Raw genomic sequence first — 26,225 nt, 5'->3', positions numbered from 1 at the left:
GACTCCTACACTTATTAAAGTTTCACGTTATTTTTTCTCTATTATTCGAACCTCTTCAATCTTCCATTTATCCTCTTCTTTTCCAAGGGCATACTGTACTTTCTTTTGAAGAGTAATGCTGTCGTCTACTTCCTTTTCTTTCGTTTCAACAATAACATACCCTACTTTACTAACTTTCATATCTATATGTTCCAATTCAATTTTCTTATTTCCCTTTTGAAATGCGGCTTCTTTTTGTATTTTTAAGTCTTCGGCACTAGGCATCTTCTTTGAAAATAACTCCATATGTTCTGCAAGATTTTTTTCATTCGTCGTTCGCACAAATGCATTAATAACATCTTGAATAGATCTCTCTTCTTCTTTTGGTATTTGTACCTTTTCCTCAGTTTTTTGAGTAGTAGATTTTTGTTCTACGTTATTCTCTTCTTGTTGACATCCAACTAGTAATACTACAAATACTAAAAGGAACCTTAATTTTCTAAATAATTTTTCCATATTCCCAACTCCTAAAAAGAAAAGTGAGGCATTTCGCCTCACTTTCGCTCTTAATTAGCGTCTTCCTTTATTCGGATCGCCACCGCCAACAATATCAAAGACACGTTTCGCTATATTTGTATTCTCTTGAACGCCAGAGAACAAGTATTTACCTGGACCAAATGCATACACGTTCACATCTTCCCCTGTATGTCCACCCGTTGTCCAGCCTGTAACCGAGCGCTTATTGAAAATATCTTCAATTGCATTATCAATCTTTGTTACATCTTTTGACGGAGCTATATCATTTACAGCTTGAATTTCTTCTGGAGTTAATTGTAAATCAATATACTTTTTCAATGTTTCTTCTACATTTGCACCTTTTGCAATCTCATTTGCCATAAAGTCTGGTGTGCGCTTTGCAGCTTTAATTGGTTCTACTTTAAAGTTATACTCGCCATTGGCACCTAAAGATAAGCCACCAGTAGCGTGATCTGCCGTTGCAACAACTAACGTATTTTTATCTTTTTTCGCAAACTCAATCGCTGCTTTGAAAGCTTTTTCGAAGTCTTCCATTTCACTCATTGCACCAACAATATCATTATCATGTCCAGCCCAGTCGATTTGACTTCCTTCCACCATTAAGAAGAAACCATTTTTATTTTTGTTCAAACGCTCAATTGCTGCATTAGTCATTTCTTCTAATGAAGGTGTTTTTTCATTACGGTCAATCATTTTATCTAATCCACCTGGTGCAAATAAACCAAGAATTTGATCATTTTTATCATTTAACAATTGATCTCTATCCGTTACATAGCTATAACCAGATTTCTTAAACTCTTCTGTAAGATTACGATCTTTTCTAACAAAGTTCTTTACGCCGCCGCCAAGCATAACATCTACCTTATGCTTCCCTTTAATTTTTTCATCAAAATAATCATTTGCAATTGCGTCCATATTTTTACGGCTAATGTCATGCGCACCGAAAGCAGCTGGTGTTGCATGTGTAATTTCAGAAGTTGCAACGAGTCCCGTTGATTTCCCTTTTTCTTTCGCTTGCTCAAGAACTGTTTTCACTTCCGCTTTATCATTATCAACTGCAATTGCAGCATTATATGTTTTAATCCCTGCTGACATAGCTGTTGCTGCCGATGCAGAGTCTGTAATATTTTCATGTTCATCTTCTGGGTATGTTTTTTGTGTTCCTACAAGATGCTTATCAAATTCTGTAGATTCCATTTCAAAGGTTTTCGGATTATCTTTCATATAACGGTGAGCCGTCATATATGAAGGGCCCATACCATCCCCAATTAATACGATAACATTTTTAATCTTTGCATTGCTTCCGTTCTCATCTGCATTAACCTCACTAGAACGAGTAAAATTCCATGTTGCTACCGAAGTAACTGCTAATGATGCCACAACTGCAAATGGCCATGCTTTTTTCACAAACTTTTTCACTGTCTTGTCCCCCTAATTAGGTTATTCATTTCCCACTATCAAATTTAATGGAAGACTATTAAGAGAAAATTAGCTGTATGTAAATTTTTTGTTAACTTATGTAAATATCAGTTATAATTTGTATAACTTTGTCTTTTGGTATCAATCATCCCGCCCTTTACAATTTAAATATAAACAAGTTGGATTTCATTTATTAACCTAAATCTCTTTTTTACATTTTGACTCTATTTTTATGAAAATAAATAGAAATGCGGTGAGCCTTTATGAAAATAGTAAAGCTAAATGAGTCTTTTATTTTTGAATTACTTAATCTTTGCAAATCTGTTGGATGGTTACACGATGAAATTTTTATGAAAAAACAATTCGAAATGTATCTTTCTATCGGCACACTTGTAGGTTACATTCATGAAAACAAACTCATTGCGACTGGAGGAGTATTTCCCTTTACACGTAACTTCGCTTCCATTGGTATGTTAATCGTTCACCCTAATTTTCAAGAACGAGGAATAGGGCGCATGTTGCTAAATCATTGCTTGGAACAAATTCATCCAAAACAACCCATTGCACTTATTGCGACAAAAGCTGGCGAACCTCTATACACATCATGCGGATTTCAAACAGCAACAAAGATTCATCGTTTTGAAAAGCAAACTATTAAGACGGACCCTTCTCACTTACAAGAAGTACAAGAAGAAGACCTTATATCTCTTACTTCTCTCGATCAAATTGCAACTGGTATGAATCGTTCTCTACTTTACTCTTTGCTACTACCAAGGGCCGTACACTCTTTTAAAATTGAAAGAAATAACTGTATAGAAGCTTTTTCATTATGCATACAAAAGGGCAATATATTATGTATCAATCCACTTATCGCCAAGCAAGAAAAAGATGCTATTCAATTATTAAAAAAGATATGTGAATGTTGGAATGGTATAGTACGAATTGATGTCCCACACTCACAATTTACATTTCGTAAATTTCTTCAAACAGAAAATTTCCAAGAAACGCTCCTTTCACCGCTTATGATAAAAAATGGTAGCCGACTTCCTGGAAATCGTAATATGCTATTTGCTATGATAGATACAGCGTTATGTTAGAAAGGAGACACCTAATTGAAGCCATTTAGCTATTTTATGGTAGGTTGTCTTACTCTTACACTATTAGTAGGATGTAGTGCAACAGAAAAGCCAGTAGAACAAGTAAAGCAAGTGAAAAATACAATTACAGCGAAACTAGCTACCGAGGAAAAAATGGTAGAAATAGATGGTCAAACCATTTACTTTAAAAAAATTGGTAATGAAAAACCACCTTTACTTATGATTCATGGCTTTGGAGGGTCATCAGATGGTTTTCAAAAGATTTACTCCGATTTAGCAAAAGATCATACAATTATTTCTGTAGATGCTTTAGGATTCGGGCGCTCATCTAAACCAATGGATTTTTATTATTCTTTTCCAACTCATGCAAATTTGTATTATAAATTAATGAAAAAACTAGGGTATGATTCATTCGCAATACTGGGTCATTCCATGGGGGGAGAAATTTCTCTAAATTTAACATATTTATATCCTGAAGCAGTTACTCACCTTATTTTAACTGATGCTACAGGTGGCCCTCATACATTCGTTAATAAACAAGGCTCACCAAAACCACAATTGTCGACTGATTTAAATGCCGTTTCTTCTATTGCAGATTATGATGAAAGCAAAGTGAAATTCAAACGTAATGATGAAGAGCATTATAATAAAATGAAATTATGGCCTAGGCGTCTTAAAATTAATGCAAATGAAATGAAACAGCCAACTTTAATTATATGGGGAAGAAATGATAGTAGCGTTTCATGGAAAGAAGGAGAAACGTATCATCAATTCTTAAAGAATAGTACCTTCCATATTATCGAAAAAGGTTATCATGCACCGTTTCGTCAAGAGCCACAAGAATTTGTTGGTTATGTAAAAGAATTCTTTAAAAACAATCCGATACAATCTGAAAAATAACATAAACGGGTATCTCATTTTGAGATACCCGTTTTCATATATTAAGCAGCTTGCTTTTGGCGTTTTTGAGTTTTTGATCCTAATACTTTTGGGATAACGAAGCCGTCAATTCCAAATTTACCAGCATTCATACCAGAAACCAGAACGAACATAGATAAGATAACCATTTCAGGATTCACTCCAATTGACCCACTAAACATATAGGAAAAGTTCATTACAAGGCCAAAAAAGACCGCTGTTTTTGTTAAACAGCCTACAATTAAACCAATTCCTACTAAAATTTCTCCCCATGTTACAAGTGTATTAAACAAATCTACATTTGGAATTGCAAATTCTTGTAAGAATGATGCCCACCAAGATTGAACAGCCGGTTGTGCACCTTTAGATTTTTCAATTGCACCTTGCAAATAACCTGTTGCATCGAATCCTTTCCCTTGTAGTTTACCGATTCCAGCCATTAACCATGTGTAACCAAGATATACTCGAATTACTGCTAATACAAAAGAAACTGCTTTGTTTTCTCTTAAAAATTGAATAACCATATCTTCCTCCTAAAGTTGTAATTAAATTAGTTACAGATAATATAATAACATTAGTTACTTATTTTTCAAACGTTAATTATGAATAATCCGTGACATGTGTATGAAACATTAAAAACTAACGTTTATATAGTAACTTTTATTACCTGTAAAAACTTGAACATATCATACCACAGGTGATAATCATTTTCATTGAAAAAATTGTAAAAAAAATGTGAGTTAAATGTGAAACACGTTTATTCGAATATAGAATAAACGTGTTTCACACTAATTATAGAATCGAAATGTATGTGTCTCCTCATCAATTAAACTTGCTTCTTGAAACGCTTCTTCTAACGTTTTCCCATGGTTAATAACCCCATAAAATAAGCGTATAGTAAACATAAGTGCTGCATTTCCATCTACATAATCAATCGATCCAATATACGATTTCGCACCACTATGTAAAAAAGATTTTGCTAGATTTTGCTCCCCTAACGTGCACCCGCTATTTACAATATGTGTATTATGCAATTTTGCATATTCATAAATTTCTTCTGTACCAAAATACCCTCTCGGTTCATCTTGTTCATATACTTCTTCGCCTAACTCTTCCATGACAAACTTCCCTTCTTCACCATGAAAGCAAAAAATAATATAATTAATACCATTAAATAAGTTCTTTCCAGAAAGAACTTCCACAAAATCTTTCGGTCTACCAATCCAATATGTCACAACCCTTGCACCAAAATATTCAAGAGATGCTCGGATTGATTGCGCCTCTAAATCCGAATTAAAACCAACTACTAATGCAATATTCAACATACAACCCCATCCTATAATCAGCCCTTATCAATCAGAATTTTATGGTATAAATCCATTTCATATATGCCCGTTTCCTGCAAAAAATCTGATCTAGTTAAAACGACTTTCTGTAAATATTGCCTATATGCTGTAATTGTTCCATCGTGGGATACAATGCAAATTCTTTCAACACTCAGTTCATAACACCAAAGAAGAAATTCATCTACTATTTGCTGAAAACTATTCTTTGAAATAGTGTTTATACCTTCCTTCCATAACTGATTATTTGAGCTTTTCTCTATCGAAAAATGCGGAAATAACTTTGTTATCATTCCCTGATCTACTATATAATCGCACGGTAATGTTCTCGCTTCTTCTCGATAAGGAAAAATACGCGGGGATACATATGGATGGACGATTTTTTGACAAGCTACCTTCTCACTCCATATTGTCGCCGTTTGTAAAGTTCTAAGTGTAGGACTAGCAATTAATATATCCGTTTCTTGCAATGGCACATTGCATTGAAGTAATTTAGCCTGATTCCTTCCCTCATCCGTTAATGGGGGATGCAACACTTGTAAACTTGACGGCAAGTCCTTTGTATGTTCTCCTTCACCGTGCCGAACAAAGACGAGTTTCATACCCACCCTCCTCTCTCTATGAAATCCTTCAACATAATTTCTTCCCTATCTCATCCATTATTCCTGCTATATAAAAAACCGATATGTCAAATACTTTTTACAAGAGAGAGGGGAATCACAAATATGAAATGGATAACCATCTTAATCGGAATGATCATATGGGTATATATAAACGGATTTTTTAGTAGTGATAAAACTGCTAATCCTTGGATTACAGATGATGAACGGGAAACAAAAATTAAGCAGAAAGCAATTATTGCAAGCTGGTCTGGTGTTTTTATGTTTTGTATCATTAACCTCTTAAACAAATGGTTAGGTGTAGAAACGAGCAACGCGTCACCTTACTTACCACCTTCTGTCGCAACTATTTTAAAAGAAAATGTAGAGCTACAAATTTTATTTATGCTATTTATTACGTATGGCATATTTTACGTATACTATAGAAGAAAACTAAGTGCTTAACTTTTATCTCATGATTATCCTCCTAAATGGTTATAGTAATTAGGACGAAATGAAAGGAGCGATATAAAAATGAGTAACTCGAATGATTTTTTAGATACACTGCATGAAAAACAAGCAAAAGATGAACAAAATAGAAAGCGCCAAGGGAACGGAAACCCAGCGAAAAAAAAGCCAAATAAAACGCATAAATAACAATAAAAACCTGCCTAAAATTATCTTTTAGGCAGGTTTTTTATTCTTCTTTTACCGAAATGACATTTTCCCAATTCCATTTCTCATAATACCACTCTGGTACATCTATATTTTCAATCCACTTCTTTTCTTGCTTTCCATCACTATTGGCAAGCCATACATTGGCTTTCTTACGGTCTGAACGTATCCATATTAAGTGATTGTTCTTCTTTATAAAGATTGGATGATAATCACCCTGCTCATGAGGTGGCTTTGTAATTTGATGTTGTTTATCGCTTGTACGATCAATCTCATATAAAGATGGCAGTGGCCTTTTTTCCGGCGGAGTTTCTATTCCTGCCTCTTTTGCCCTCGAAACGATAATTACTTTGTGGTTCTTCCATGCAAAATCCCAATCGACATATCCTTTCGGCGTAAATGTGTTCTGCTGAAGTACTGGCAATTCTTTTACTTTTAAATGTTTATTCTCTAACGCAACTCTCCCGCTTCCTTCAATATAGGCTAATATGTTGCTAGATGGCGCCCATTTGAACCATTGTGTGTTTAATAACATTTGGTCTATCTTTTCAAACCGGCTGCCATCTGCTCGAACTAAGCAAAGCGTATTACTATCAGCTGACCATGAAGCTGTCGGTACCGCTAAAAATGAAATCCACTTTCGATCTGGTGACCACTCAAATCCACTTGCAACTAGCGCTAGAAAATCATCATGCTCATTTGGCAATGCATACAACTGCTTCATTTTGTGAGGATTCATATGTGCATCTTTTTGCACTTCATATAGCTGGGCTCCTGTCCATCCTGTTGGAAGTAAGTGTGCTTCAGATGATATAAGAAAGTTCTTTCCATCAGGGTACCATGCATAATCACCTACACCAGCTGATACATTTTCAAAATCAGCATTCTTTTTTTCTACCTCAAATGTATGTAATGTACCTGTAAATATAAATGCAATTATATTTTCTATTGGTGACCATTGATAATTTGATACTTCTAAGTGAAACGGCGTAACTTTCTTTCCATCTTTCAGCCGATATAACTCAAGAGTACTTTGTTTCTTCCCTTTTACATATGCTAGCCACTCCCCATCATATGACCATTTCGGTCCTGTTATGTATTCTCCTTTTGTAAGTTGTTTTTCTTTTCCATCAACTTTAATCCAGAGGTCATGATGACGAATAAAAGCAATTTTCACTCCACTATTTTCTGCTTTAGTAATAGTAATTGAACTTAAAAATATGAATAATAATGCGGTGACACTTGCTATAGCCTTTTTCATAACACTCCTCCATTTCCCTCATAGCATTCCTCAATGTCCACCTACAATATGTGAAAAATACCTATTCGACATAATCAGAAAAAATTTCTCAAGAAATTTTCAATTCATAGAGGATTAGTATGAATTATACCGAAAATATAGTTTAGCTAACATCCGATTATGTAATTTAAGAGAAATTTGTAAGATTATATTTCGGAATATTAGCACTTTTTATTAGGGGGAGTCTCAATGAAAAAAACTACATCTACACTATTAAGTATGGTACTCGTCTTTTCTAGTTTTGGAGCTTTAAGCGCTCATGCTGAATCAATACAAAAGGAGAAGCAATTTAGTCCACAATTAAAAACAACGATTGAACAGTGGGGAGAACATAAAATTGCTCAAAATGTTGAAACGAAAACAACAAAAGAAATATCTGTAATTGTAGAATTGCAACATGCGCCTCTTGCTGCGCAAAGTAACATTCAGCATGCTCCAGATTTACAAAATAGTAATGCACAGTCTTATCATGCCGAGCTAAAAAAAGCACAACAAGAGACGACTAAGAAAATAAAAGAAAAAGCACCTGGTGCAAAAATTAAAGAAGTTTATAATACGTTATTTTCCGGTTTCTCTATTTCAGTTCCAGGAGATCAAATTACTGCTCTTGCTTCTTTACCTGAAGTAAAGACAATCTATCCGAACTTAACATATAAATTGCACGAAACAACGAAAAGCGCTACTAACGAAGAAGTACCTAATATCGGTGGACCGACAATTGGTGCGCCTAAAGCTTGGAATTTAAAAGACCCCTCTGGCAAACCTCTTGATGGAAAAGGTATGAAAGTAGCTATTATCGACTCTGGCGTAGACTATACACACCCTGACTTAAAGGCAAATTATATTGGTGGATATGACACTGTCGATGAAGACAACGATCCAATGGATGGTAACGTACATGGTACTCATGTAGCTGGAATTATTGCTGGTAATGGAAAAATTAAAGGCGTTGCTCCAAATGCTTCTATTTTAGCTTATCGTGTCATGAATGACGGTGGTACTGGTACAACAGATGATATTATTCAAGGTATTGAACGAGCGATTCAAGATGGTGCTGATGTGTTAAATCTATCCCTTGGACAAGATTTAAATGTACCTGATCAGCCTGTAACTTTAACGTTAGAACGTGCAGCAAAGCTTGGGGTTACTGCAGTCGTTTCCAATGGAAATGATGGTCCAAAACCTTGGTCTGTTGATGCACCTGGGAATGCAAGTAGCGTGATATCAGTTGGAGCATCTACAGTTTCTATTCCGTTTCCAACATTCCAAATAGCTGGTTCCAGCAAAACCTACCAAGGATTACCGTTATCAAAATCAGATTTCCCAATAGGAAATGCTTCTGCACTTGTATATGTTGGCTATGGTAATCCAAGCGATTATGCAAAACAAGATGTGAAAGGAAAATTTGCACTTGTTTTACAAGGTACTTCTAGTACGTTAGTAAAAGCTGAACAAGCGAAGCAAGCTGGTGCAATTGGTGTACTATTCATTTCTACAGAAAAAGAAATCAATATTATGCCTGAATACTTTACACGTGAAAACCTAGCCCTTCCAGTTATGCAATTATCCAATGTAAACGGTGAAGAGTTGAAAAACTTAATTACAAAGCGCAAGAAAAATATAAAAATTAGACAACCGGTTCCGACTGAATTAATTGGAAACTTTAGTTCCAGAGGTCCGTCACAAGGAAGCTGGCTTATAAAACCAGATATCGTTGCACCTGGCGTACAAATTACTAGTACAGTACCACGAGGCGGCTATGAATCGCATAACGGAACAAGTATGGCTGCTCCGCAAGTAGCTGGAGCGGTTGCCCTCCTGCGTCAAATGCACCCTGATTGGACGACGGAACAATTAAAAGCATCACTTGCCAATACAGCAAAAACTTTAAAAGATGTTAATGAAAATACGTATCCTGTTATGACGCAAGGATCTGGCTTAATTAACATTCCAAAAGCTGTTCAAACAAATGTATTAGTAAAGCCTAACAATATCAGCTTCGGTCTTATAAAGCCAAACAGTGGTAAAGTAAAACTGATGCAAAATATTACGTTACAAAATCTTTCTAGTAAAAAGAAAAGCTTTTCAACTCGTGTAGAATTACTAGATGCAACCACAAAAACAAAAGTAAAAGCTTCTGTTCCTTCATCGATTAGCGTACAACCAAATAGTAATACGGAAAAACCATTTACTATCACTGTCGATAGCTCACTACCACAAGGTGTGTATACTGGGAATGTATATGTAAAAGAGCAAGGAGCAAAAGAAGAAATTCGAATTCCATTTACATTTAGTATCGATCCTAAAGATTATAAACGAATTGATGGTCTCGAAATTGTGAATTCTACTTTTAGTCCAAACGGGGATAACATATTAGATGATAATCTCATCAACTACTATTTAGTTTCTCCTGTTGAAGATGTAACGTTACATGGTAACTTAGTTACAAAAGAACGTGTGACATACGAAGGAATCATTTATGAAGGTAAAAATGAAACAGCAGGTTATAAACCGTTCAAATGGGATGGTACAAAAGTAGATGGATCACCACTCGCGGATGGTTTATATCAAATTGAAGCAGTTGCTTCTAATTCTGGCGGAGAAACAAAGCAAACAGCTGCTGTATTCCTTGATCGAACTGCACCTAAGTTAACACATGAGGTTGACCAAGAAAATCTTGTAATTAGAGGAAAAGTTGATGATATTCTACTAGATTGGATGTCAGAATCTGGTTGGATAGCACCTGGCATTCCAGTGAGAATGCAATATGAAACTAACGGAAATGGTGTATGGGAACAGGCATTCCTGAACCCTTGGGAGAAAAGCTATGACATTTATTTCGATCGTACTCAATTACAAGAAGGAAAAAATACTATTCACATTGTAGCAACTGATGCAGCTGGCAATACCTCTAATTTAACTGTTAATTTAGAAGTGAAATAAAGTGAAACTTTAATCAGTGGAGATTTCGTTCATCCCCACTGATTATTAGCCTTCACCAATCGGGGGTTCACGAGCAGTTAGGCTCCCATCTTACTTCTTTACTTCCACTGAATTTTGAGGTAGGAATTTTACTGCTCATTAACACGGGATAAAAAATTTTTGTTGACAATTTTTTTAATATAGTTTTATAATACAAAACATAGTTTAGTTGAACGAATTATATATCGGCTTTGAAGGAATACTAGTAGCGACTTATATCACTGTCTCAGAGAACTGATGGTTGGTGCGAATCAGTACATATACAAGCGTGAATTACAATTCTGGAGCTTCTTTCCCGTAATGCTTTTTATGCATGAAGAGAAAGACGGATCTTTCCGTTATCGTAAAGTGAGTGGTAAACAATTAGTTGTTTACAAATAGGGTGGTACCGCGATTTTTATCGTCCCTATCGGATTTTCCGATAGGGACTTTTTTGCATCCATCCTCTTACACAATTTCATATATACGCGTTGAAAGAATCGCAGTAGTATCTTATATCCCTGTTACAGAGAGCTAATGGTCGGTGGAAATTAGTACATATATAAGTATGAATTACAATTCTGGAGCTTCTTTTTCGTAGTGCTTTTATGTATGAAGGAAAAGACGGAATTTTTCCGTTATCATTAATTGAGATGTAAGTATATTTTCACTTACAAATAGGGTGGTACCGCGATTCTTTCGCCCCTATCGGATTTTCCGATAGGGGCTTTTTCTATTTCTCATAGAAACATATGTTAAATAATTCCGAATCTTATGATAAAATTTTATAAGCGCTTACAAAAATGAAAGGAGGTGATACAAGCTATACGAAATCGATATTCAATTTTATTGAAAAAAAGGAGGATGTCTAAATGACAAAGAAAACAGAAATTCCATCGCATTTAAAACCATTCGTATCCACACAACATTATGATCAATACACACCGGTGAATCACGCTGTGTGGCGTTATATTATGAGACAAAATCATAGCTTCTTAAAAGACGTTGCTCATCCAGCCTATGTGAACGGACTACAATCATCTGGTATTAATATAGATTCAATTCCAAAAGTAGAAGAAATGAATGAGTGTTTGGCACCAAGTGGCTGGGGCGCTGTAACGATTGACGGACTTATTCCCGGCGTAGCATTCTTCGATTTTCAAGGACACGGATTACTACCAATCGCAACAGATATTCGGAAAGTAGAAAATATCGAGTACACACCAGCTCCAGATATCGTACACGAAGCCGCAGGACACGCACCGATTTTACTTGATCCTACATATGCAAAATATGTGAAACGTTTTGGGCAAATTGGTGCAAAAGCTTTCTCTACAAAAGAAGAACATGATGCATTTGAAGCTGTTCGTACATTAACGATAGTAAAAGAAAGTCCTACTTCTACTCCTGATGAAGTTAAGGCTGCTGAAAATGCTGTAATTGAAAAACAAAACTTAGTTTCTGGTTTATCAGAAGCTGAACAAATTTCACGTCTTTTCTGGTGGACAGTAGAATATGGATTGATTGGAAATATAGATGATCCAAAAATATATGGTGCTGGTCTCCTTTCTTCTGTTGGCGAAAGCAAACATTGCTTAACAGACGCTGTAGAAAAAGTTCCATTTTCTATCGAAGCATGTACAGGGACAACTTATGACGTAACAAAAATGCAACCACAACTATTTGTTTGTAAGTCCTTTGAAGAATTAACAGATGCGCTTGAAACATTTTCTAAAACAATGGCCTTTAAAACAGGTGGAAAAGAAGGTTTAGAAAAAGCAATTCGCTCTGAGAACTATGCAACAGCTGAGCTAAATAGCGGATTACAAATTACAGGTACATTTAGCGAGACAATTGAAAACGATGCAGGTGAATTAATTTACATGCGAACAAATTCGCCAACAGCATTAGCGCTTCATAATAAACAGTTAGCGAATCATTCTACTTCTGTACACAGTGACGGATTTGGAACACCAATTGGATTACTCACTGAAAATATTGCATTAGAAAATTGTACAGACGAACAACTACAATCATTAGGAGTTACAATTGGAACTATCGCTGAGTTTACTTTTGCAAGTGGTATTCATGTAAAAGGAACAGTAACAGATATTGTGAAAAACGATAAGAAAATTGCCCTTATTTCCTTTATCGATTGTACAGTTACTTATAACGCCCGCGTTTTATTTGATGCTTCATGGGGCGCATTTGATATGGCTGTTGGCTCACAAATCACTTCAGTATTCCCAGGTGCCGCAGATGCAGCAGCATTTTTCCCAATGGATGAAGAAGTTCAAGAAATTCCTGCTCCACTTGTACTGAATGAACTTGAACGTATGTATCAAACAGTTCGAGATATTCGAAGTGAGGGGATTTTACATGACGCGCATATCGATCAATTAGTAGCAATTCAAGAAGTATTAAATAAATTTTATGCGAAAGAATGGTTGCTGCGCCTTGAAGTATTAGAGTTACTTTTAGAGCATAACAAAGGGCATGAAACATCGGCAGCATTACTACATCAACTTTCTACTTTCACAACTGACGAAGCTGTAACACGCCTTATTAACAATGGTCTTGCGTTACTTCCAGTAAAGGATGTGAAAAATGATGCTAAGATTAACTGAAGAAGAAGTTCACGAGGAATTATTGAAGGTAGATAAATGGATGGTAAAAGATGAGAAATGGATTGAACGAAAATATATGTTTTCCGACTACTTAAAAGGAATCGAATTTGTCTCTGAAGCCGCCAAACTATCAGAAGAACATAATCACCATCCATTTATCCTTATCCAGTATAAAGCAGTTATTATTACTTTGTCATCTTGGAATGCAAAAGGTTTAACGAAACTAGATTTTGAGCTTGCAAAACAATTTGATGAACTATTTTTACAAAACGAAAATGCAATTATAAGAAAATAAAAAAGAGAAGCCTTTTTAGGCTTCTCCTTTTATTTTGAAATGGATACAATGTCCAAATGGATCCTCGACTTGTAATATTCCATCTTTGTACGTAGCAATCTTGCCAATATTTTTTAAGCTTTCACATACTTGCTCTTTTTGTTTTTCATCCGCTAGTACAATTGTGAAATATTTTAAACCAACAGAACCTGGCATTTGCGGTGGCACCCCTTCACCTTGCCACGTATTTAAGCCGATATGGTGATGATAACCACCTGCTGATACGAACAACGCTCCATTACGAGCTGGGATCGTTACTTCAAAACCAAGACCATCAACATAGAAACGTTTCGCTTCCTCTAAATCAGCTACATGGAAATGAATATGCCCCATCACAGTACCAGATGGAAATCCATTCCATGTACTTCCTTGCTGTAATAATTCTTCACCAGCTAACGGGTTACTAACAAATGGGAGTTCTCCATTCTCATCACGCCAAACTTCTTTTTGTCGATCATGATAAATTTCAATCCCGTTTCCATCTGGATCAGCTAAATAAAGAGCTTCACTAAAGTAATGATCGGCTCCGCCATGTAGTGGATATACCATCTCTACAAGATGACGAAGAACATTCGCTAAATCCTGTCTACTTGGTAATAAAATTGCGTAATGATATAACCCTGTTCTTGCTCTTTGCTTCGGAAAAGCTTCTTTCTTTTCTTCAATGATAAGAAGTGGTTCATCATTTTCATTCCCAAATGTAACGACTGCTTCTTCTTCTTTTAGCACCTTCATACTTAGTACTTCCGTATAAAACTCTAGTGATTTCTTTACATTAGATACGTATAAATGAACAACATCAAGTGTTGTATCGGGATGAAGTTGAAAACTCATCTTGTTAGCCCCCATTTAAATTAGTTCTTCTTTGACATTTTTTCTTTTAAGAAATTATCTACAAAACCATCAGCTTTTGCAACAAATAAGTATGCACCCATTGCTAATAATGCAAGTTCTAATTCGAAACCAGGATTTTTTCCATCTCCCAATAAACCAGCTGACCATTTCACTTTTACGATTGCTCCAACCATAACAAGTGCAAATAATAATCCAATATATCTTACACCTAAACCTAGAATTAATAATAGGCCTCCAACTAATTCAAATGTTGCTACACCGTATGCAAGTCCTCCTGGTAAACCAATGCTTGTAAACCACCCTGCAATATTGTCAATTCCTGATTGGAATTTTGTTAAACCGTGCATGAAGAATGTTACCCCTAACACGATACGAATAATTAAGTTACCAATATGTTGATTCATTTCTTTCTCTCCTTTATAGTTTTCTTATACAAATCTTTTATTTATATTACAAAACATACACTAATTTTTTTTATTCGTCAATTCATTTTCACTGGGAAAATATATATTTTTTTTGCTATGATACAAATAGTTGTTTACAAAAAGGAGCTTGATTTTATGAATATTGGTTCTGCAATACGTGAAATTCGTCAACGTAGAGGCATAACAATCGCACAAATTTGCGAGGGAACAGGTCTTTCTAAAGGATTTATGAGTCAGGTTGAAAATAATAAAACATCACCATCTATTTCAACTTTAGAAACGATCTCCAACTTTTTAAACGTTCCCCTTCCCTATTTATTGTTAGAGCAAAAAGATCGATTAAAAATTGTCAAAAAAGAAGAACGGAAATACAGTGTATACGGAAAAGATGAACAAAGAATTGAACATGTCGCTGAGCAAGGGGGCCTTCGCCTATCTTTAGTAGAAATACCTACTGGATTCCCGAAAGAAAACTCACCAAATGCCCATGAAGGGGAAGAATGTCACCTTGTATTACGCGGAAAACTAGAAGTTCAGCACGGTGAAGATATTGCAATTGTAGAAGAAGGTGATTCTTTCTCATGGAATGCATGCGTTCCTCATATTGTTCGTAATATAGGAGAAGAAACTGCATTACTACTCATCTCTAGTTATGCGGAAAATCGAAAACGTGTTTACTAAATAATAAAAAAGAAGCCTGCTAAACAGGCTTCTTTTTTATCCCCTTATAATTCCATAACTTGTCCCCACTAGTACAGTCTTTTCGTGTTGATTGCGATAAACTGACTCGATTGAAACTTTTTTATAGCCTTCCATTTGCTCAACATTTGTTAAAGTTAATTCACAAGTGATTGTATCTCCTGTGAAAACTGGTCTAATAAACTCACTTACTAATTCTCTTGCTATGTAATGTAATTCTTCGCCTACTTTCGTTCCAATGCTAGCAGTCAATAAACCATGGACCATTAATCTTCCATTTTCATCATATTCCACATGGTGTCTGCCTTTATCTCCGGTAATATTTGCAAATTCAAAAACCTCTTCCTCAGTAAATCTTCTTTCATATTTAAATACATCCCCAACTTTTATGCTCATTTTTATCCCCCTAACAATAAACAGAATTTTCTTTTATTTTATCATAAAATGAGCCTCAATCCATTCTCTATTATCAATAGCCTCAAAATTACCTCGCTAAACTTTTTACTTTTCATTCATTTATCGGTGACCATCTCTTCTCGCGACTTGATATCCATAATACGCACATGTTCCATTTCTCGATAGCTCTCTAACTTCAAATCCACAGCTTCTATAAAAATCAAAATTGTTCGCAGAAGTATGTGCAAACCAGTCACCATGTGGTAGCTTTTGCAAACAAAGAGCGACAAGTTTCTTACCTAATCCCTTCCCTCTATATTCACATTTCACAACTAAATTTACTATGTTCGCGACCATGATTCCATCAGAAATGACTCTAACCATCGCAACCATCTCTTCTTCATCCCAAATTGTGAATGCCCATGTTGAATTTTCAAATGCTATCGTGAATTTTTCAATTTGCCAAGAAGGGATATTATCATTGCTCCAACCGGCATCTTCGAATAAAGTCTTAATTGCATATGCAGGTACACCATTCGTTCCCTCACGAATAATAAGTCCATTATGATAAATGTACATGTAATCCCCCCTTTATTTTTATATACCATTCTTCAAAAAATGAAATTAACCTTTTTTCATCCAATGCGCCTAATGGAATAAACGAGAACATCCATCCCATGAAATGAAGTTGTTTTCTCATAACTAAGCCCCGTTTTTCTAGCAACAAAGATTGAGGCGGGGTGGTCTGGATTAATAAGAGAAATTAATTTATTCATTCGTAACGCTTGGAAGCCATAGTCTCGAAATGCTGCCGCTGCTTCTTTCGCATAGCCTTTTCCCCAATACTGAGGTAATAACCAATAACCAATTTCAATTTCCTCTTTTCCATCTATCTGCTGCTTTACTAATCCTGCATGACCAATCCGTATCCTCGTTTCCTTTTCAATTAATACAAATAAACCGAGGCCATTTTTATAGCTAGGAATTACCCACTCCTCCAAACTTTTTTTACATTGCATATATGTTTTTAACGTCCCATTTCCAATATAGCGCATTACTTTTTCGTTTCCCCATAGTGAAGCGTAGAACTGTAAATCATCCATTGTATATTTACGAATTTGTAAACGGTCTGTATGAAACATTCCTTCACTCCTTTCTACTAATTTCTTCTTAATTTCACGATCATATTTTGTATGCACAATAAATGTTACCATTTATTATAAATGAATCAACTACATAACGCAGAATATTCAATCTTATAGAAACAAAAAAAGCAGTAGACAAATATTGTCTACTGCATCCATATCATAACTAGCATAAAGAAAACTACAATTGAGGGGGGTGTAGGATTTTCAAATATACTAGATACTTATCCCGTTCTAACGGGCGGTAAACTTTCCAATTGTTTCAAGTGAAAAGTTTACCGCACATAAGAACTTCCTTCGTTCATTAAGATAGTATTGCTAAATAATCATATACACGCTTAGCTTTCTCTCCACCCATTCGTGCATGCTGAAGAAGAGAAATACCATGAGGACCAGATGCACGTAATGCTTCTGGTTGAGCTACTAAAATAGCTTGTACGACTTCTAATTCCCCAAGCATAGCTGCCGCGAAAATATCCATACGAGCACCCTTTTCTAGTAAATAAAGAGCAATATCTTTACGACCTACATGTGCCGATGCGCCTAACGCACTTTCCCAATCTGATCCACCCCAATTATAAGAGGCGTGAAGTAAGCTTGGTGATTCAACCAATAGCTCTTGTACTTTCTCTAAATCCCCGTGAGCTGCCATAACAAATTCTCTTACTAATTCAGTGGTAATACGCTCTTCTGTTTGCATCGCTCTTCTCCCCTTTTAAAAATTCGTTTCGGTGTAAAAAAAGGCTTGTCACTTCCCTGAAAAATATCTACATCTATGCCAAATACATGTTGAAACATTTCGTGGCATAGTACTTCTTCTGGTATACCATCATACTGAATTTTTCCTCGCTTTAATACAAGTAAACGATCGCTATATTGAGCAGCTTGGTTAATGTCATGTAAAACCATTATAATTGTCATTCCAAACTCCTCATTTAATCGTTTCACAAGTTCCATTACTTCCAACTGGTGAACGATATCTAAAAAGGTTGTTGGTTCATCCAATAATAAGACATTTGTACGTTGCGCTAGCGTCATCGCAATCCAAGCACGTTGCCGTTCCCCTCCTGATAAAGAATGTAAAAGACGATATTCATACCCTTCAAGATTTGTAACAGACAATGCCCAATCAACAATTTCTTCATCTTCTTTATTTAAGCGGCTACTCCATGATTTATGTGGACCTCTTCCGAACTCAATTAGTTCTTTCACTGTTAAATCTAATTGATGATCATGCATTTGTGGTAACATTGCTAATTGCTTCGCTACATCAGCACTCTTCATCATATGAATATTTTTCCCATCTAAAATGATGTCCCCTTCGCTTTGTTTCAGTAGCCTTGCTATTAAACGAAGCAAAGTAGATTTTCCCGATCCATTCGGACCAATTAAACTAACGATTTCTCCAGCCTTAATATGTACATTCATATTTTGCATTTGAAATCTTTCAGAGTGTGCGTAAAACACTTTGTTAACGGAAATCACTTTGTTTTCCTCCTCTATGAATTAAATATAAGAAGAACGGACCACCTAAGAAGGACAGTAAAATACCAACAGGCAATTCGATTGGGTCAAACCAACTTCGAGCTATTGCATCCGCAAAAACAAGTAATACCCCGCCGCCAAGGCATGATAAAGGTAGCAAATATCTATAATCATTTCCAACTAATAAACGTAGCATATGTGGTACGACAAGACCGACAAATCCAATAAGACCAGACACACTTACTGCAATTCCAGCTAATAATGTACTTACTACGATTAAATAAAACCGACTTTTTTCCACATTATGTCCTAATAACTTTGCCATTTCATCTCCAAGCATTAACACTCGAATATGCTTAATACCAAAGAAAGCTAATATAATGGCGAATATTGCATAATAAATAATCATGTTTAAATGTGCCCAACTTACACCACCAATACCGCCCGCTAGCCACGGTAACACCGATTGTACTTTGTCACTATGTAATAACATTAATGCTGACGTTGCTGCACCAATTAATGCATTGATCGACACCCCTACTAAGACGATTCTTGAAGGTGGTGCCCCTTTTTGCCATGATAAAGCATAAATAACCATCGCTGTTATGAAAGCTCCTAAAAACGCCCCTAGTGGTAAAAAAGCTAGATGCTGTGGGAATAAAATCATGATGACAATTGCTACAAGGCCTGCTCCAGATGAAACTCCGATAATACCAGGATCTGCAAGAGGGTTTCTCATAACCCCTTGTAGCAGTGTACCAGATGCAGCTAAACATGTTCCTACTATAAACCCAATAAGCACTCTCGGTATGCGAAGATCCCATACAATTCGATGAACTGTCGAACCTTCCTCTTGTATACCTGTTAAAATATCTCGTACAGAAAAGGATAAACTTCCTGCGAAAAGACCGTAAAAGAGAACTAGGATTGTTAATACAACTAAAGTGAATGCTATTATCCATCTTTTTTTCGCAAAAGGATGTTCCTTTTCTCTTACTACTTCACTACTTTCCATACGTATCATTTCCTTACATCTTGTATACTTTTATACATAAAGTCCATTGCTTCTGTAACTTTTGTACCAGGATTAGATCCAAATAAATCAGGTGGCAAAATAACTACGCGGTTTTGTTTTACTGCCGCTAAATTTTTCCACGCTTCATTTTTCATCATTTCGCCTTCGAATGCTTTTTTCACACTTTTTGGATCTCCGTGTGTAATTAAATAAATCACATCTGGATTCGCCTCAATAATACGTTCTATACTTAGCTGTGCATATTGCGGATATTCTTTCGTTTCTGGAAAATCAGAAGCAATATTTTTCCCGCCTGTTTTTTCTAAAATATCACCTGATAAAGATGTTGGTAATGCCGCTAAATAAGTACCTGGTGCGCCATACACTAGCAATGCTTTCACATCGCTCTTTTTCTCATATTTCTTTATTTGATCATTCATTTTTTGATTAATTGCTTTTGCTTTATCTTCTTTCTTCATTACCGTTCCATATAATTCAATATTCTTTTGAATATCTTGTACAGAATTCGCAGAAGAAATGATAACTTGCGTTCCTTGTCTTTCAACCGTTGGCACATTCTTTTGGAATCCATTGTTAGCAACAAGTACATCGGGCTTTAAACTAGCAATTTGCTCAAAGTTCGGTTGATGTGCATTCCCAATTACTTGTGCTTTCTTTAACTCCTCTGGAAGAGTTAATTTCGTATCTGGGCGACCTACTATGTTTCCACCTAAAGCATGAATAATATCCATGTCTCCCATACTTAATGTTGCAAAACTTTCTGGCACTTTATCGAATGTTACCTTTCTTCCTGATAGGTCGGTAATTTCGATTTTCTTTTTTCCTTTTTCTGTTTTGGTTGCAGACGCTTTTCCGTCCCCTTTGGCACTGCAACCTATTAACAAGAAAAAAATAGATAAAATCGCTGTAAATAGCGTAATAGATTTTTTCATTTCTTCACCTCTAATTGATAATGATAATCATTAACCACTATTCTACTTTAATTGATAAGGATTATCATTGTCAACACGAAACGCATACATTTTTCTACAAAAAACAAAAAGCGTGACAAAAAGATTTTTTCTTTTCGCCGCGCTCTAGTTAACAATATTATTCACATTCATTTTCCTCTAGCTGTTCACGCATCACTTTCACACGCTGAAAGAAAAAGAACGATAAACTTAAAAATATAACGATGCTCCCCATCATAACAAAAAATTGGATTGTCTCTTTTGCTCCACTCGGAATCAATAAGCCAACCATTAACAATGTACTTACAGCGAGAAGCATTTGTCCAAACCGAGTATAATCTTCTATTTTTCCTTTTAATTCTTTCATTATATTCTCACTCCTCCATTTCACTGTATCATATTCTATGAAACTGAAAGACCAGTAAATACAGCCATTCTGGGAGATGTTTTCCAATAAAAAAAGAGCCGCTTTTACTGCGGCTCTTTTTTTATCATTATTCACCTTTATATGCTTCCATATAAATTTCTTTCAGCTCTGAAATAAGCGGTAACTTTGGATTAGCAGTTGTACATTGATCTTCAAAAGCTCTTTCTGCTAATACTCCAACAACCTCTTCAAATTGCTCTTTATCGACTCCTTGTCCCGCAATACTCATATTAATATTTAAGCTTTTTCCAAGCTCAATAATTGCTTGGACGAGTGATTCCACCCCTTCTGCTACCGAACTTGCTGGAAGCCCGAGCATTCTCGCTATATGTGCATATCTTTCATCTGCCACAAAGTGCTCATATTTTGGGAACAATGCGTGTTTTCTTGGCTTAATAGCATTATAGCGGACTACGTGCGGCATTAGAATGGCATTTGCGCGTCCGTGCGGAATATGGAATTCTGGTCCAATCTTATGTGCTAAGCTGTGATTAATACCGAGGAAAGCATTTGCAAATGCCATCCCTGCAATTGCAGAAGCGTTATGCATTTTTTCTCTTGCTTCTTCATCATTTCCATCTTTATATGCTCTCGGTAAATATTTGAATACGAGATCAATAGCTTTTAATGCTAATCCATCTGTATAGTCATTTGCCATAACAGACACATACGCCTCAATTGCATGTGTTAAAACATCCATACCAGTATCTGCTGTTACATGTGGTGGTACTGTCATTACAAATTGTGGATCAACAATTGCTACATCTGGTGTTAATTCATAATCTGCGAGCGGATACTTTATATTATTTTTCTTATCTGTAATAACCGCAAATGGTGTCACTTCTGATCCCGTTCCTGATGTCGTTGGAATCGCAACAAACTGCGCCTTATTTCCTAATTCCGGATATTTACATGTACGTTTTCTTATATCTAAAAATTTCTGTTTAATGCCATAGAATGTCGTTTCTGGATGCTCATAGAATAACCACATTCCTTTTGCTGCATCCATAGCTGAACCACCACCAAGTGCGATAATTACATCTGGCTTAAAACTTCTCATCATTTCCGCACCTTTAAACACAGTTTCATCTGATGGGTCCGGCTCAACCTCAAAGAAAACTTCCACTTTCACATCATTTACATGTTTACGTAAATAATGCGTAACCGTATCTACATATCCATGCTCAACCATTCCTGGATCCGTTACAATAAATGCTCGTGAAATGTTAGGCATATTTGCTAAATAAGCTGTAGCATGTTTTTCAAAATAAATTTTTGGTGGCAGTTTGAACCACTGCATATTCTTTTTTCTATTTGCCAGCCTTTTTATATTTAATAAATGAGTCGCTGTTACATTTTGGGAAACTGAATTCTTTCCGTATGAACCACAACCAAGTGTAAGTGATGGAATAAATCCATTATATATATCCCCTATTCCACCTTGTGATGAAGGTGCATTTACAATGAGACGGCAAGCTTTCATACGTAACCCAAATTGCTTTTGCACATCTTTATTTGTAGAATGGATAACTGCTGAATGTCCTAAACCACCGAGATTTAACATTTCTTCGCAATATGCAAATCCTTCTTCTAAGGAATTCGCTTTTACACAAGCTAATACTGGGCTCAGTTTCTCACGAGATAGTGGATACGCTGCTCCGATACCTTGTATTTCAGCTACAAGCATTTTTGTATTTTCAGGTACAGTAATCCCAACTAATTCGGCAATATACTGTGCTGATTTCCCAACAATATCACTATTTACTGCACATGTATTTTCGTTAATAACAAGCTTTTCTAATTGCCTTCTCTCTTCTTCTGTTACAAAGTAACAATTGTTTGCAATCATTTCTGTTTTCACATCATCGTAAATTTCCTTATCTACAATGATTGCTTGCTCAGATGCACAAATCATACCGTTATCAAATGTTTTTGATAAAATTAAATCATTAACTGCTCTTTTTACATGCGCCGATTTCTCTATGTAGCATGGTACATTACCAGGGCCTACACCTAGCGCTGGTTTCCCAGTAGAATAAGCCGATTTCACCATACCAGCCCCTCCAGTTGCTAGAACGAGTGCTACACCATCATGGTTCATCAATTGTTTCGTCGCTTCAACAGACGGTCTTTCAATCCATTGAATACAGTGTTTTGGGGCACCAGCTTTCATCGCTGCATCATATACGGTTTTCGCTGCTGCCACAGAACATTTTTGTGCGGAAGGATGAAATGCGAAAATAATTGGATTTCTTGTTTTTATCGCAATTAACGCTTTAAACATTGTTGTCGACGTTGGATTCGTTACTGGTGTTACTCCAGCTACTACACCGACAGGTTCCGCGATTTCTATTATTTCTTCATGAGGATCTTCGTGAATAATCCCTACCGTTTTATCTTGCTTTATACTATGCCAAATATATTCAGTGGCAAAAATATTTTTAATGCATTTGTCTTCATATACACCACGGCCAGTTTCTTCAACTGCCAATTTTGCTAGCGGCATATGTTGATCAACACCTGCTAATGCCATTTCATGAACAATGTTGTCAATTTCTTCTTGTGTAAAACTTTCTAATGCTTGTAAAGCTTGTTGACCATTATTTACTAGCGTATCAATCATCTTTTTTACTTCCTGCATTTCATTTACAACTTTCTCTTTGACTACCATGTGAATTTCCTCCTATTCTACTATTACGGTCCTTATATGTCCCTGTAGGTCAAAATAAGTCCCAATTAACACAAAAAAATAGAGATGCTTTCCTACATGAATTTCATTGTTTGTGAAATATTTCACAAGTTTATTTGTGAGTAACATTTCCTGAATTCAATATACACGAAATCATTTCGTTTGTGTATGTCTATTTTGTGAAATATTTCACAAAATAACATAATACAAAATACACTGCTAATATTAGCAGTGCATTTTGTATTATGCTAGCGCTTGTGCTAAATCTTCAATTAAATCTTCACCATCTTCAATACCGACAGAAATACGAATTAATGTATCTGTAATTCCTAATTCTTTGCGGCGATCCGCTGGGATTGATGCATGTGTCATTTGAGATGGAATAGAAATTAAACTTTCTACCGCTCCTAAGCTTTCAGCAAGTGTAAAGTATTGTAGTTTCTCAAGTACTTTATTTAATGTTTCTTCACTATCTACATCAAATGAGATAATAGCACCAAATCCGTTTGCTTGTTCTGTTGCTAATTCATGATTTTGATGTGATTCAAGACCTGGGTAATATACTTTATTTACTTTTGGATGATTATTTAAGAACTCAGCAATAGCACGTGAATTCGTTTCATGTTCTTCCATACGAATTCCTAATGTTTTTAAACCGCGAAGTAGTAAGAAGCTATCTTGTGGCCCAAGAATACCTCCTGTTGAGTTTTGTACAAAATGAAGATCTTCTGCTAGTTGTGGGCTATTTACAACTACTAAACCTGCAACTACGTCACTATGACCTCCTAAATATTTCGTTGCACTATGAAGCACAATATCTGCTCCTAAAGAAATCGGCGACTGCCAATATGGCGTCATGAATGTGTTATCAATAATTGTTAATAGGTCTTTCTCTTTAGCAAGAGTAGATATTTTCTTAATATCAGTAATTTTTAGTAGTGGGTTCGTTGGTGTTTCCACATAAATTGCTTTCGTATTTGGACGAATTGCTTCTTCAACTTCCTCTAAGTTTGTTGTATCTACAAATGTATGCTCAATACCGAAACGGTTTAATACTTTCGTAATAACGCGGTATGTTCCACCATAAACATCATCTGTTAAAATAACGTGGTCACCTTTTGAGAACAACATAATTGTCGCTGTAATAGCAGCCATTCCTGAACCAAATGCAAATCCAGCATGCCCGTTTTCTAATACAGCAATCATTTCTTCTAAAGCTGCACGTGTTGGGTTACCTGTACGTGAATATTCATATCCTTGATGCTTACCAACTGCTTCTTGTTTGTACGTACTTGTTTGATAAATCGGTACGTTTACAGATCCAGTTGAAGGTTCTCCTATGCGAATACCATGAATTAACTTTGTCTTTGCTCTCATTTTTTATTCCCATCCTTTGTATATGTCTTTACTTAAATAGCGCTCACTGCTATCAGGAAAAATGGTTACAATATTTGTACCTGGTGGTGCCTTCTCTGCCTCCAGTAAGCTCGCATGAAATGCTGCTCCTGAAGAGCTCCCAACGAGAAGTCCTTCTTTTTGCGCTAATTCTTTCACTCGTAAAAATGCATCTCGATCAGAAATCGTATGAATTTCATCAAAATAAGATGTCTTCAAAAATGGCGGGATAAATTCCAGTCCAATTCCTTCGGTCTCATGTGAACCAGCCTTACCACCATTTAAAATAGATCCTTCTGGCTCTACGATAACTGTTTTAATATCTATATTTTTTTCTTTCAAATAAGATGCAGTCCCCATAAACGTACCGCCAGTTCCTGCTCCAGCAACAAATATGTTAATCTCTCCATTCAATGCGTCCCACAATTCAGGTCCTAATGTTTTAAAATATGCACGAGGATTTGCCTCATTTGCAAATTGACTTGGAGAGTATGAATTCGGTATTTCATTTACTAACTCTTTTGCTTTTGCAATTGCACCGGTCATTCCTTGCTCAGTCGGTGTGTGCACGACCGTTGCACCTAGCGCTTTCATTAATTCTTGTTTTTCAATACTAAATTTCTCTGGTACACAAACGATAACACGTAAATCATATTCTAATGCTGCAAGTGCCAGTCCAATACCAGTATTCCCAGCAGTGGGTTCAATAATTGTTCCACCTTGGGTAACAAGCCCTTTTTCTAGCGCATCTTCGATTAATTCTCTTCCTAAACGATCCTTAACGCTTCCGCCTGGGTTATAAAATTCAAGCTTTGCAAATAAACGGACCCCTTTCGGAAGTGGAAAACGAGTAATTTCTACAATTGGTGTATGACCAATTAACTCATGAACTCCACGATATACATTCATCGTGTTCTCCCCCTTGTTTGCCAAT

The 26,225-nt window shown here is 35.9% G+C and carries 27 protein-coding genes and 2 other annotated features; of the genes, 8 read left to right on the top strand and 19 right to left on the bottom strand.

Going from position 1 to position 26,225, the window contains the following annotated elements:
- Positions 1 to 27 precede the first annotated feature (27 nt).
- Together ACTFRH_RS14830 and ACTFRH_RS14825 are read right to left on the bottom strand one after the other, a co-directional pair.
- Positions 28 to 495: a hypothetical protein gene (locus ACTFRH_RS14830; protein ID WP_000413045.1), complete on the bottom strand. Its 468-nt coding sequence runs from the start codon at positions 493 to 495 to the stop codon at positions 28 to 30.
- A gap of 54 nt (positions 496 to 549) precedes the next feature.
- The gene (locus ACTFRH_RS14825; RefSeq protein WP_000714913.1) at positions 550 to 1,935 is read right to left on the bottom strand and encodes an alkaline phosphatase; all 1,386 of its coding nucleotides are present in this window, start codon (positions 1,933 to 1,935) and stop codon (positions 550 to 552) included.
- Positions 1,936 to 2,198: 263 nt separating this feature from the next.
- Here ACTFRH_RS14825 and ACTFRH_RS14820 point away from each other — a divergent pair, with 263 nt between their 5' ends.
- Together ACTFRH_RS14820 and ACTFRH_RS14815 are read left to right on the top strand one after the other, a co-directional pair.
- The gene (locus tag ACTFRH_RS14820; protein ID WP_000706690.1) at positions 2,199 to 3,032 is read left to right on the top strand and encodes a GNAT family N-acetyltransferase; all 834 of its coding nucleotides are present in this window, start codon (positions 2,199 to 2,201) and stop codon (positions 3,030 to 3,032) included.
- Positions 3,033 to 3,047: 15 nt separating this feature from the next.
- Positions 3,048 to 3,932, top strand: coding sequence for an alpha/beta fold hydrolase (locus ACTFRH_RS14815; protein ID WP_000802153.1), 885 nt, complete (start codon positions 3,048 to 3,050; stop codon positions 3,930 to 3,932).
- A 41-nt stretch (positions 3,933 to 3,973) separates the two neighbouring features.
- Here the strand turns inward: ACTFRH_RS14815 and ACTFRH_RS14810 are convergent, their stop codons facing one another.
- The 3 genes from ACTFRH_RS14810 to ACTFRH_RS14800 form a co-directional block, all read right to left on the bottom strand.
- A complete protein-coding gene (locus ACTFRH_RS14810) occupies positions 3,974 to 4,474 on the bottom strand; it encodes a DoxX family protein (RefSeq protein ID WP_000236609.1) in 501 nt (166 codons plus the stop codon).
- Between the two features lie 264 nt (positions 4,475 to 4,738).
- Positions 4,739 to 5,275, bottom strand: coding sequence for a hypothetical protein (locus ACTFRH_RS14805; protein ID WP_000931926.1), 537 nt, complete (start codon positions 5,273 to 5,275; stop codon positions 4,739 to 4,741).
- A gap of 17 nt (positions 5,276 to 5,292) precedes the next feature.
- Positions 5,293 to 5,895, bottom strand: a complete 603-nt coding sequence (locus ACTFRH_RS14800; RefSeq protein WP_000779734.1) for a histidine phosphatase family protein — start codon at positions 5,893 to 5,895, stop codon at positions 5,293 to 5,295.
- Between the two features lie 123 nt (positions 5,896 to 6,018).
- Here ACTFRH_RS14800 and ACTFRH_RS14795 point away from each other — a divergent pair, with 123 nt between their 5' ends.
- A complete protein-coding gene (locus ACTFRH_RS14795) occupies positions 6,019 to 6,357 on the top strand; it encodes a hypothetical protein (protein ID WP_000871283.1) in 339 nt (112 codons plus the stop codon).
- A gap of 69 nt (positions 6,358 to 6,426) precedes the next feature.
- Complete coding sequence (locus tag ACTFRH_RS14790; RefSeq protein ID WP_000071861.1) at positions 6,427 to 6,549, top strand: DUF4023 domain-containing protein; 123 nt, start codon at positions 6,427 to 6,429, stop codon at positions 6,547 to 6,549.
- A 40-nt stretch (positions 6,550 to 6,589) separates the two neighbouring features.
- On the opposite strand, the gene ACTFRH_RS14785 is transcribed toward ACTFRH_RS14790, so the two are convergent.
- The gene (locus ACTFRH_RS14785) at positions 6,590 to 7,828 is read right to left on the bottom strand and encodes an eIF2A-related protein (RefSeq protein ID WP_000709064.1); all 1,239 of its coding nucleotides are present in this window, start codon (positions 7,826 to 7,828) and stop codon (positions 6,590 to 6,592) included.
- Positions 7,829 to 8,056: 228 nt separating this feature from the next.
- On the opposite strand from ACTFRH_RS14785, the gene ACTFRH_RS14780 reads away from it, so the two are divergent.
- From ACTFRH_RS14780 to ACTFRH_RS14770, 3 genes are all read left to right on the top strand, one after another.
- Complete coding sequence (locus tag ACTFRH_RS14780) at positions 8,057 to 10,810, top strand: S8 family peptidase (RefSeq protein ID WP_000754189.1); 2,754 nt, start codon at positions 8,057 to 8,059, stop codon at positions 10,808 to 10,810.
- 221 nt (positions 10,811 to 11,031) lie between these two features.
- Positions 11,032 to 11,260 (top strand) — a binding site (T-box leader).
- 50 nt (positions 11,261 to 11,310) lie between these two features.
- Positions 11,311 to 11,538, top strand: a binding site (T-box leader).
- A 162-nt stretch (positions 11,539 to 11,700) separates the two neighbouring features.
- On the top strand, positions 11,701 to 13,455 hold the full coding sequence (locus tag ACTFRH_RS14775; RefSeq protein ID WP_000163215.1) for an aromatic amino acid hydroxylase: 1,755 nt from the start codon (positions 11,701 to 11,703) through the stop codon (positions 13,453 to 13,455).
- Complete coding sequence (locus ACTFRH_RS14770) at positions 13,436 to 13,750, top strand: 4a-hydroxytetrahydrobiopterin dehydratase (protein ID WP_000979536.1); 315 nt, start codon at positions 13,436 to 13,438, stop codon at positions 13,748 to 13,750. The genes ACTFRH_RS14775 and ACTFRH_RS14770 overlap by 20 nt, the downstream gene beginning before the upstream one ends.
- 15 nt (positions 13,751 to 13,765) lie before the next feature.
- Here ACTFRH_RS14770 and ACTFRH_RS14765 read toward each other — a convergent pair whose 3' ends face one another.
- Both ACTFRH_RS14765 and ACTFRH_RS14760 read right to left on the bottom strand, forming a co-directional pair.
- Complete coding sequence (locus tag ACTFRH_RS14765) at positions 13,766 to 14,623, bottom strand: VOC family protein (RefSeq protein ID WP_000009836.1); 858 nt, start codon at positions 14,621 to 14,623, stop codon at positions 13,766 to 13,768.
- Positions 14,624 to 14,643: 20 nt separating this feature from the next.
- A complete protein-coding gene (locus ACTFRH_RS14760; RefSeq protein ID WP_001071553.1) occupies positions 14,644 to 15,048 on the bottom strand; it encodes a DoxX family protein in 405 nt (134 codons plus the stop codon).
- Between the two features lie 156 nt (positions 15,049 to 15,204).
- Here ACTFRH_RS14760 and ACTFRH_RS14755 point away from each other — a divergent pair, with 156 nt between their 5' ends.
- Positions 15,205 to 15,750: a helix-turn-helix domain-containing protein gene (locus tag ACTFRH_RS14755; protein ID WP_001020693.1), complete on the top strand. Its 546-nt coding sequence runs from the start codon at positions 15,205 to 15,207 to the stop codon at positions 15,748 to 15,750.
- Positions 15,751 to 15,786: 36 nt separating this feature from the next.
- Here ACTFRH_RS14755 and ACTFRH_RS14750 read toward each other — a convergent pair whose 3' ends face one another.
- The 11 genes from ACTFRH_RS14750 to ACTFRH_RS14700 form a co-directional block, all read right to left on the bottom strand.
- On the bottom strand, positions 15,787 to 16,164 hold the full coding sequence (locus ACTFRH_RS14750) for a MaoC/PaaZ C-terminal domain-containing protein (protein ID WP_000025015.1): 378 nt from the start codon (positions 16,162 to 16,164) through the stop codon (positions 15,787 to 15,789).
- Between the two features lie 120 nt (positions 16,165 to 16,284).
- Complete coding sequence (locus ACTFRH_RS14745) at positions 16,285 to 16,743, bottom strand: GNAT family N-acetyltransferase (RefSeq protein ID WP_000276119.1); 459 nt, start codon at positions 16,741 to 16,743, stop codon at positions 16,285 to 16,287.
- 56 nt (positions 16,744 to 16,799) lie between these two features.
- Complete coding sequence (locus ACTFRH_RS14740; protein WP_000256013.1) at positions 16,800 to 17,378, bottom strand: GNAT family N-acetyltransferase; 579 nt, start codon at positions 17,376 to 17,378, stop codon at positions 16,800 to 16,802.
- A 235-nt stretch (positions 17,379 to 17,613) separates the two neighbouring features.
- Positions 17,614 to 18,009 carry an ankyrin repeat domain-containing protein gene (locus ACTFRH_RS14735; protein ID WP_001192765.1) on the bottom strand — a complete coding sequence of 132 codons (396 nt, stop codon included), beginning with the start codon at positions 18,007 to 18,009 and terminating at the stop codon, positions 17,614 to 17,616.
- Positions 17,976 to 18,794, bottom strand: coding sequence for an ABC transporter ATP-binding protein (locus ACTFRH_RS14730; protein ID WP_000626529.1), 819 nt, complete (start codon positions 18,792 to 18,794; stop codon positions 17,976 to 17,978). The genes ACTFRH_RS14735 and ACTFRH_RS14730 overlap by 34 nt, the downstream gene beginning before the upstream one ends.
- Positions 18,781 to 19,809: a FecCD family ABC transporter permease gene (locus tag ACTFRH_RS14725; RefSeq protein ID WP_002164188.1), complete on the bottom strand. Its 1,029-nt coding sequence runs from the start codon at positions 19,807 to 19,809 to the stop codon at positions 18,781 to 18,783. Before ACTFRH_RS14725 ends, ACTFRH_RS14730 begins: the two co-directional genes overlap by 14 nt.
- A gap of 5 nt (positions 19,810 to 19,814) precedes the next feature.
- Positions 19,815 to 20,762: an ABC transporter substrate-binding protein gene (locus ACTFRH_RS14720; RefSeq protein ID WP_000748478.1), complete on the bottom strand. Its 948-nt coding sequence runs from the start codon at positions 20,760 to 20,762 to the stop codon at positions 19,815 to 19,817.
- 157 nt (positions 20,763 to 20,919) lie between these two features.
- Positions 20,920 to 21,147, bottom strand: a complete 228-nt coding sequence (locus ACTFRH_RS14715) for a YrhC family protein (RefSeq protein WP_000661266.1) — start codon at positions 21,145 to 21,147, stop codon at positions 20,920 to 20,922.
- Positions 21,148 to 21,274: 127 nt separating this feature from the next.
- A complete protein-coding gene (gene adhE, locus ACTFRH_RS14710; RefSeq protein WP_000260496.1) occupies positions 21,275 to 23,878 on the bottom strand; it encodes a bifunctional acetaldehyde-CoA/alcohol dehydrogenase in 2,604 nt (867 codons plus the stop codon).
- 261 nt (positions 23,879 to 24,139) lie between these two features.
- Positions 24,140 to 25,273, bottom strand: coding sequence for a bifunctional cystathionine gamma-lyase/homocysteine desulfhydrase (locus ACTFRH_RS14705; protein ID WP_001201908.1), 1,134 nt, complete (start codon positions 25,271 to 25,273; stop codon positions 24,140 to 24,142).
- Between the two features lie 3 nt (positions 25,274 to 25,276).
- Complete coding sequence (locus ACTFRH_RS14700) at positions 25,277 to 26,200, bottom strand: O-acetylserine dependent cystathionine beta-synthase (protein WP_001103851.1); 924 nt, start codon at positions 26,198 to 26,200, stop codon at positions 25,277 to 25,279.
- Positions 26,201 to 26,225 lie beyond the last annotated feature (25 nt).

Origin of the sequence: Bacillus cereus group sp. MYBK216-1 (assembly GCF_051916495.1) — a bacterium.
GTDB classification, from domain to species: domain Bacteria; phylum Bacillota; class Bacilli; order Bacillales; family Bacillaceae_G; genus Bacillus_A; species Bacillus_A thuringiensis_K.
The sequence above is the reverse complement of the archived record's forward strand: the minus strand, read 5'-3'. Positions and strand labels throughout refer to the sequence as shown.